The 8,589-nt window shown below is 46.9% G+C and carries 10 protein-coding genes; 6 read left to right on the top strand and 4 right to left on the bottom strand.

Annotation, left to right across the window (positions count from 1 at the left end):
• Positions 1-157 precede the first annotated feature (157 nt).
• Genes bioF through bioA form a run of 5 tightly spaced genes read left to right on the top strand, consistent with a single transcriptional unit; the run spans position 158 to position 4,899 of the window.
• Complete coding sequence (bioF, locus tag H6F80_RS11810) at positions 158-1,357, top strand: 8-amino-7-oxononanoate synthase (protein ID WP_190791749.1); 1,200 nt, start codon at positions 158-160, stop codon at positions 1,355-1,357.
• A 42-nt stretch (positions 1,358-1,399) separates the two neighbouring features.
• Positions 1,400-2,119 carry an alpha/beta fold hydrolase gene (locus H6F80_RS11815; RefSeq protein ID WP_190791750.1) on the top strand — a complete coding sequence of 240 codons (720 nt, stop codon included), beginning with the start codon at positions 1,400-1,402 and terminating at the stop codon, positions 2,117-2,119.
• Positions 2,119-2,925, top strand: coding sequence for a methyltransferase domain-containing protein (locus tag H6F80_RS11820; protein ID WP_190791751.1), 807 nt, complete (start codon positions 2,119-2,121; stop codon positions 2,923-2,925). The genes H6F80_RS11815 and H6F80_RS11820 overlap by 1 nt, the downstream gene beginning before the upstream one ends.
• Before the next feature lie 24 nt (positions 2,926-2,949).
• The gene (gene bioD / locus H6F80_RS11825; protein WP_190791752.1) at positions 2,950-3,585 is read left to right on the top strand and encodes a dethiobiotin synthase; all 636 of its coding nucleotides are present in this window, start codon (positions 2,950-2,952) and stop codon (positions 3,583-3,585) included.
• 27 nt (positions 3,586-3,612) lie between these two features.
• The gene (bioA, locus tag H6F80_RS11830; RefSeq protein WP_190791753.1) at positions 3,613-4,899 is read left to right on the top strand and encodes an adenosylmethionine--8-amino-7-oxononanoate transaminase; all 1,287 of its coding nucleotides are present in this window, start codon (positions 3,613-3,615) and stop codon (positions 4,897-4,899) included.
• Positions 4,900-5,027: 128 nt separating this feature from the next.
• Here bioA and H6F80_RS11835 read toward each other — a convergent pair whose 3' ends face one another.
• From H6F80_RS11835 to remA, 4 genes are all read right to left on the bottom strand, one after another.
• Positions 5,028-5,792 (bottom strand): TIGR04283 family arsenosugar biosynthesis glycosyltransferase, encoded by a 765-nt coding sequence (locus H6F80_RS11835; protein WP_242067307.1) that lies wholly within the window; start codon positions 5,790-5,792, stop codon positions 5,028-5,030.
• 247 nt (positions 5,793-6,039) lie between these two features.
• A complete protein-coding gene (locus H6F80_RS11840) occupies positions 6,040-6,702 on the bottom strand; it encodes a helix-turn-helix transcriptional regulator (protein WP_190791754.1) in 663 nt (220 codons plus the stop codon).
• 517 nt (positions 6,703-7,219) lie between these two features.
• Entirely contained in the window at positions 7,220-7,783 is a 564-nt protein-coding gene (gene gmk, locus H6F80_RS11845) for a guanylate kinase (protein ID WP_190791755.1), read from the bottom strand.
• A 92-nt stretch (positions 7,784-7,875) separates the two neighbouring features.
• A complete protein-coding gene (gene remA, locus H6F80_RS11850) occupies positions 7,876-8,139 on the bottom strand; it encodes an extracellular matrix/biofilm regulator RemA (protein ID WP_190791756.1) in 264 nt (87 codons plus the stop codon).
• A 253-nt stretch (positions 8,140-8,392) separates the two neighbouring features.
• Here remA and H6F80_RS11855 point away from each other — a divergent pair.
• The coding region (locus tag H6F80_RS11855) for an NFACT family protein (RefSeq protein ID WP_190791757.1) at positions 8,393-8,589 on the top strand (197 nt) is incomplete at its 3' end.

An 8,589-nucleotide genomic window follows, 5' to 3' on the forward strand; every position in this document is an offset into this window, starting at 1 on the left:
ATGCAGTCCAGGCTAAATTATCTGCCGCAAAGGGTGTTGGATAGCTTGGTCGTTAGTCATAAGGCAGTAGTCATGGGTAATGGTTCTCTTGCCTGCCCTTGGGGATGACCTATCTTGTTTAACGCTGTCCCCCCTGGCTCGTATGATGGAAAACGCTATGACAGTCAACAAAGCCAACAAATTTGATTTTATCGATCGCGCCCTGGCAGAACGGGTTGAGCAGCAGCGGTTGCGATCGCTTCAGCCGCTTGTTCCGGCTGCTTCGCCCTGTGGCGAGGGGGGGATGAATAGCGTATGGGTCCGGAAGCAGGGACGACCACTGCTCAACTTCAGCGCGAACGATTATCTGGGGCTGTCAAAGCATCCGGCACTGATCCAGGCAGCGCAAGACTATACAGGACGGTACGGGACAGGCGCAACGGCATCGCGGCTTGTAGCGGGCAACTACGACATTCATCATCAGCTTGAGGAAAAACTGGCAGCTGCCTGTGGACGAGAAGCTGCTTTGCTGTTTAACTCAGGCTTTCAAGCAAATATGACCCTGCTAGGGACACTGCTGACTGCTCAATCTTGTGTGCTGTGCGATCGGCTAATTCACAGCAGTTTGATTCAAGGCATTTTGGCAAGCGGGGCGAGGTTTTATCGCTATGCCCACAATGATTTGAATCAGCTTGAAACGCTGTGCAAAAAAGTCAGCTCGCAGTCCTACGATCGGCTCATGATTGTAACTGAAACTGTTTTTAGCATGGATGGCGATCGAAGCGATGTATCTGCCTTAATTCAGCTTGCAGATCAGTACAATACGATTTTATATCTAGATGATGCTCATGCGCTTGGTGTACTGGGAGAACAGGGAATGGGATTAGCTGCATTCCAGCCAGAAATTGATCTGGTCGTAGGGACATTGGGTAAAGCCTTCGGGGCGTTCGGGGCATTCGTTGCCTGCTCAAAAAAACTGCGCGACTATTTAATTAATTACTGCCCTGGATTTATTTATACGACGGCTCTGCCGCCCGGTATAATTGGGGCGATTGATGCTGCTCTGACATTAATTCCTGATCTTGATGATGAGCGACAGCATTTAATCAATCAGTCGAAGGAATTACGCGATCGGCTGCACAAAATAGGCTATAGCACACTCAATTCTGACTCTCAGATTGTTCCGATGATGGTGGGAGAGTCTGAAAAAACATTAGAGCTTTCACGGGCTTTAGAAACAGAAGGAATTTTAGCCGTTGCGATTCGTCCACCAACGGTTCCAGAAGGGTCTGCACGGATTCGGATCGCTCTTTCGAGTCAGCATCAGCCGGAGCATCTAGAAATGCTCATTCAAGCTTTATCAGCGATACCAGCGTGAATTTGAAGAAAAGAAATGTTTATAATAATCAAGTCGTGAGATATGTCCTACCTCAGCCCCCCAAATCCCCTAATCCTGGGGAACTTTAAGACTGAAGTAATTGCCTTTCACGGGTGGGGATTCGATCGCCAATGCTGGAAGTTTTGGCAGGAACAATTCACCCAGTTGGGCTGCAAGTTTCAGGCATTTGATCGCGGCTATTTTGGTAATTCGCTTCAGCCAAGCTTTACCAATTTTGATTCAAAAAAAATCATCCTCGTCCATTCCTACGGGCTGCATCTTTGCCCGCTCGAGTTACTGCAGCAAGCTGATTTTTTAATTGTGTTTAATAGTTTCCTCACGTTTCATCCTGAAGCGAGAGCAGAGAAAAGACGATCGCAGCTTGTATTGGGTGAAATGATTCGCCAATTTCAGGCAATGCCAGAAATTGTACTGCAAAACTTTTATCATCACTCTGGATATCCCCAACTTCAGCATGATTTTGACCACCTCAATCACTCGCTTCTGCTGCAAGATCTACATCAGTTAAATGATTCAAAGCTTGACGCATCTTATATGCAGTCGATCGCTAAAGTCCTTGTCTTTAGTAGCTCAAACGATCGCATCGTTGCTGCCTCCCAAACACAAGAATTTTTGATCGCCCTGCTCCATTCTTGTGAGTTGATTCGTATTCTGCGCGCCGGACACGCCCTTCCTTTTACTCACTTTGCTGAGTGCTGGTCGATACTGCAATCTGCTCTTTGCTTTTCTATAAATTTCTAATGTTGTCACCTCCTAGCTCCTTTGATAAATCTCAAATTGCCGATCGATTTGGTCGAGCCGCTGCGACTTATCATCAGTTTGCAACGGTACAGAAGGCAGGCGCAAGACATCTTATTGGCCTAACAGACGCAGATTGGTTTCAGCTTCCTGAAGGTGATGTTTTAGAAATTGGTTGCGGGACGGGATTTTTGACTCAAGAATTGGTAAATCGGTTGGGAGAGCGATCGATTCTAGCCACAGATTTATCGTTGGAAATGCTAGCGTTTTGTCAGTCTCATTTATGCCTTCCTTCAGAACAAAATCGAGTATTATTTCAGCAGCTTGACGGCGAACGGTTGCCTATTCCAGAAGAACCATACGCCATGATCGCCAGCGGATTTGCGTTGCAGTGGTTCGATCGTCCAATGCAGGCACTCGCTCGCTGGCTCAAAGCAGTCAAACCCGGTGGCTGGCTCTTAATTTCCTTTCCCACCGATCGCAGCTTTCCTGAATGGCGGCAAATCTGTCAGCAGTTCAATCTTCCTTTGACGCTGAATCCATTACCCAATACTGATGCTTTACTCGAAAAGGTTCAAACGCTTCCTGTTTGCTGTTTTACCCATGAGGTGGTGAGCCAGACAATCCATTTTGATGCGATCGATTTTCTCAGAAGTTTGAAGGCAATCGGAGCGGGTTTGAGTTTAACCCGAAAGCAGCTTTCGATCCAACAATTAAAACGGCTATCAGCCGCCTGGAAGTTGCAGAATTGTGACAAAATAATTGCCAGTCATTCGATCGCTTATTGGGCGATTCAGCGAATTGATTAATCATTATTGCAGTCAATCAAGCAAATGCCATTTCAATTTCCAGAACATTTTTTTGTGACCGGAACCGACACCAATGTTGGTAAAACTGTTACTTCTGCAATGCTCACGCTTGGCTTAGATGCCGCTTACTGGAAGCCGCTTCAGTCTGGTTTAGACACTATCACAGACACAGATTATGTTAAACAAGTGACTGGATTGAACGATGCTCATTTTCTGCCAGAACGGTTTCGATTAACAGAGCCACTTTCGCCTCATGCTTCTGCTGCGATCGACGGCCTTGAAATTCACCTTCATGATTTTGAGCTGCCTAAAACAATCGAGCAGCCTCATTTGATTGTTGAAGGAGCAGGCGGATTAATGGTTCCGATTAACGATCGCCACTACGTGATTGACCTGATTAAGCATTTAGAATTGCCCGTTTGTTTAGTGTCGAGAAGCGCATTGGGAACGATTAACCACACACTGCTATCGCTGGCACAACTTAGGCGGGAGAATATTCCAATTCTGGGGGTAATTATTAACGGTAAAAAGAATCCTGGTAATCGGGCGGCAATCGAGCATTATGGCCAGGTTCCAATTTTGGGTGAAGTTGATTTTCTGGAGGCGATCGATCCAGCAACGCTCAAAACTGCATACAATCAGCTTGAAATTCATGATTAAATCGCTCAACACTTAACAGTTTTATCAATGGCGCATCCTCATCTCTGGTATCCTTTCACGCAGGCAAAAACCGCACCCGAACCGCTGAAGGTAAAATCTGCCCAGGGGGTCTGGTTAGAGCTAGAAAACGGTCAGCGATTGCTCGACTGCATCTCAAGCTGGTGGGTAAATTTACACGGTCATGCTCATCCCAAAATTGCTGAAGCTATCTATCAGCAGGCGCAGCAGTTAGAGCAGGTGATTTTTGCAGGATTCACCCATGATCCGGCAGAGCAGATTGCAACGAAATTGATTGAAAAACTGCCTGCGAAATCAAACCGCGTCTTCTTTTCAGATAATGGCTCAACGGCGATCGAAGTTGCGCTGAAAATGGCGTATCAATACTGGACAAACCAACAGCAAAAGCGATCGACATTTATTGCCTTTGAGGGAGCCTATCATGGCGATACTTTTGGGGCAATGGCAGTCGGGACGCGATCGATTTTTACACAGCCGTTTGATGATTTGCTGTTTCGAGTGGAGTTTGTTTCCTATCCTGAAACTTATTGGGGAGACAATTCGATCGAGGAAAAAGAAGATGAGATTCTGTTTGCAATTCAGCAAAAACTTCAGCAGTCCGATCAATATGCCGGAATTTTAATCGAACCGCTGATTCAAGGCGCGGGCGGAATGCGGATGTGTCGATCGGTCTTTCTACAAAAACTAGCTCAACTGGCAAAAGATGCCAAAACCTTGCTCATTTTTGATGAGATTATGACTGGTTTTGGGCGCACGGGCGAATGGTTTAGCTGCGTCAAAGCAGGAGTGGAACCGGATCTTCTTTGTCTTTCAAAAGGCATTACCGGCGGTTTTTTGCCGCTCTCAGTGACGGTGAGTTCAGAAGCAATTTATCAGGCATTTTATAGTGATGATCTGACAAAAACCTTCTTCCACGGTCATAGCTATACTGCGAATCCTTTAGGCTGTGCAGCTGCTTTGGCTTCGCTGGAGTTGATGCAGGAAAATGAGTCAAAGTTTCGCGGGATGGAAGCCTTGCACTGGCAGAACCTGGAATCGTTGAAAGCATTGCCAAACGTGGAAAAGCTACGGGTTACAGGCACGATCGCTGCCTTTGACATTAAGACAAACGATCAGCCTGGATACTTAAATCAAATTGCGGGTAAAATTCGCACTCAGGCGATCGATCGAGGATTGCTGCTGCGTCCTTTGGGGAACGTTTTATACCTGATGCCGCCCTATTGTATTACCGAGGCAGAACTGGAGTGGGTTTATCAAAATCTGACAGCAATTTTAGCTGAGCTTCAGGGAATTTGAAAAGTGGCCAAGATCCTGCATTGTCCCTTAAATTCTCCAACACCAGGGAACTTTAAAGCGGGGAACTTTGAAGCCTGGAGAAAAAACCAGGTTTTCACAAATTTGGCATCTAGAAAGGCGGTTATTTTTTATCGCACATCCTCATAAAACTGCTTCAAGTAATCCGCAGAAACGCCAATGCCCCAGAGAAAACCGATGTAGAAATAAACCCAGTTCGCTTTCAAAAAACCCCATTTTGCCACCCGTCGATCGGAGGAAAACACAACTCGATCGACTAAACAAATTTGCCCGTAGCGCACCAGTTTCAAACATAAATCAGCTTCTTCCATAATGGGCAGCGCAGTATCAAATCCACCGCAGCGTTCAAAAACCGATCGCCTGCAAAACATCGCCTGATCCCCAAACAGCAACCGCAGTCCTTTGAAAAATAAATGGGGACGAAACAAGAGCGGGGCGTAGTAGGTTTTCAGATAGTTGTGCAGCGAAGTGAGCCAGCGCGTTTGGGTTTTGCCTGTCATCAGCGAAACAAATCCGCCGCCCACGATTTCTGGTTGAGCAAACGTCTCGTCGATCAGCGTGACCAAATCAGCAGGAACCAGCGTATCAGCATGAACAAAACAAAGCGCGTCTCCGGTCGCTGCCTCTGCCCCGTGATTCATCTGGATCGATCGCCCCGAAGTTGAGCATCGAATGACTGCAATCCCAGCCGCTTCTGCAATGGCAATCGTTCCATCCTGGCTGCCACCATCAACGACAAAAATTTCCCAGGCAGGCGGATCAAGTAACTCAAGGTGGCGCAGCGTTTGTTCTAGACAGGCAGACTCATTCAGAGTTGGAATAATTACCGAAACACGCATGGGCAAGGCAAAATCGAGCGGTTTGGCTTTTATCATAGACTTTGCGACAAAAGTTCTCTACTGCTTCCTGCCGCCCGCAAAAAAGGGAGGAAAACCTCCCAGGAGTGGAATGCTGTAATTGTGCGTGTAACTTTGTACGTGTAACTGTGCGCGTAACTGTTCGTCTAACTTGTGCCCGTGATTGGGTCTCTAACTGTGCATGTAATTATACGAAGCTGGCTTTTATTTCAGGTCGGTTGGTAATGGATTAGAGGGCTAAAGATGAATTGTTGCAATCATTCTTTTAGCTACTCAGACACTCGATCGCTTCCCGTCGAGCATAAATGTTTTTGATATGTTTCTTTACTGTGTCTTCTGCAATGTGCAGTTGGGCAGCAATTTGCTTATAAGTGCAGCCAATTCGCTTTAGCAGCCAGACTTCCGTTTCGCGGTTTGTGAGTCCGTATTTTAATGCTTCTGCGATCGCCCGATAGCGTGCCGACTCATACTGATCCTCCAGCGTAATCAGCAAACAGGGGCGAGTCACTTCTTGTAAATCCAGCCAGCGAACTCGCACACGAATAAGCGATTCATTCACATGCAGTTCTTCGTCTAGAATTACAGTACGCTGCGAAGCAGTTTCTTCTTCAGAGCAATCGGAAATAAAGTTTCGTTCTTTGATAAGTGCCTGGCAAATGCGCCAGATCGCGGGATGTAAAGTGAGCGTTGATCCAACATAGGAACCGATTCGGCAGCAAAGCTGCTGAGCATATCGATTCGCGTGAAGGACTTCACCCTGGTCAGTCGCAATGAGAATGCCATCTCCTAAACACTCTAAGATGCTCTGCAAAAGCGATAGCGGTTTAGCCGTCTGGGGCAAAGTATCAACGTGATTTACCGGGTTTTCTGATGAGCTAAGAAACAATCCAAACGAGTGACGACTTTTAGTATGCATATTGGGGTTCATTTTGGGGGCTATGAATGAACAACATAAGCCTCGAATGAAGATTCGTTTTTGAGTAAGTTTTTATGAATCCAACTGATTGAGGCTTGATTTAATCAAAAACGTCTGCTTCTCAATTCATGAGCTATGGTATGCCACTACAACAACTGCGACCCCCATTTCGGCCAGCCATCTAAGCCGGTCGTCCATCGTCAAGCATAAAAAAGCGACCAATTGATAAACTGGTCGAATCTAAACAAGTATTTAGACGGGCAATTTCTGGAGAAATCCGCTTCCTGCAAATACAGCTTAATTTTTGTGAATGATTCTCATCAGGCGAGCGATTAGGATTGGGGGGCTGAACAGGTGAGACTGCAACTGCTGCGCTTTTCCATCATTATCTTCCGTAATTACCTCTTCGCCCAATGAAGTGTTTGATCCGGATCTTTCTCAAATCAGACAAAACTTAGTCATTCCAATCTAAACGATCGCGTCAGAATCCCACATTGAAACTCAGAGCTTACATCAAGCATTGAATCAATTAAACGCCTGCCGGAGCAAAGAGAGCTGATTCAATCCGTTCCAGGGCTTTTTCCAGGTCGTCGTTAATCACTTGAATATCAAATTCATCTGCTGCGTTGATTTCCGATCGTGCCCGATCCAGTCGCCGGACGATCGCCTCTTCAGAATCCTGAGCGCGATGCCGCAGCCGATACTCCAGCTCAACCAGGGAAGGCGGCAGAATAAAGATTCGCAGGGCTTCGGGAAAGGTTTTGCGAATTTGCCGTGCGCCCTCTAGCTCAATTTCCAGGACAACCCATTTGCCCTGCCGAATTTTTTCTTCAACGGGGCGGCGAGGCGTGCCGTAATAGTTCCCCGCAAATTCTGCCCATTCCAGCAGTTCACCCTGAGCCACCATTCGCTCAAATTCGATGCGGCTGACGAACTGATAGTGTTGTCCGTCGATTTCGCCGGGGCGCGGTTGCCGAGTTGTAGCAGAAACAGACAGATAAAGGTCAGAATGCCGTTTGAGCAAGGCTCTCAGAAGTGTCCCTTTGCCGACACCGCTTGGTCCAGTTAGTACAATCAGTCTGCCAGTTCCCATGTCACTCACGCAGCTAGAGGATGATGATTAGTAAACTATCTTACTAAATCGCGAGGGTTTCATCAGGGAGGGTTGACCCTACTTAGCCTGATTTACGCTTCGAGCACTCCCTCTTTATGAATTACAAATCGATTGGCAACGGTTTCTGGCTGGATTGCCGAAAGCACGACATGACCATCATCCATAATGATCACAGCGCGAGTTCGCCGTCCATAGGTCGCATCCACCAGTTTGCCGCCGTCTTTCGCATCGCCAATGATTCGCTTAATGGGCGCAGATTCAGGACTGACGATCGCAATGACCCGGTTTGCAGAGACAATGTTGCCGAAGCCAATATTAATGAGCCGAATATCCATAATGAAAGTAGAAAGCTTGAACTTGACCAATATGATGCAAATTCACGAGACTGGATGCTAAAAATTCACCTACTACGGGAAAAACACTAAATTTCTGCTTGAATCTTGCTCTCGCGCAGGGTATTTCTATCTTAAGTCAGATGATTCAGTTCGAGTTAAAAAGTACCTCAGAATCGATCGCAACATAATAGCGTTAACCTGCACTTTAATGAAAGACCTAACCACTTTAGCCGAGCTTATATCCTAAACTGCTGTGCAACCTGTTGACTACACCACCTTTAAGGCGATCTGTGCTGAGTTGAGCAAAACCTGGCTTCCAGCGAGACTGGAGCAGGTCTATCAGCGCGACCGTCATACCATTGCCCTTGCCCTGCGAACCCTGAATCAGCGCGGCTGGCTTACCCTGTCCTGGCATCCTCAGGCAGCCCGAATGGGCATGGGTGAACCGCC

The organism is Leptolyngbya sp. FACHB-711 (genome assembly GCF_014695615.1).
In the GTDB taxonomy this organism is placed as follows: domain Bacteria; phylum Cyanobacteriota; class Cyanobacteriia; order Elainellales; family Elainellaceae; genus Leptolyngbya_A.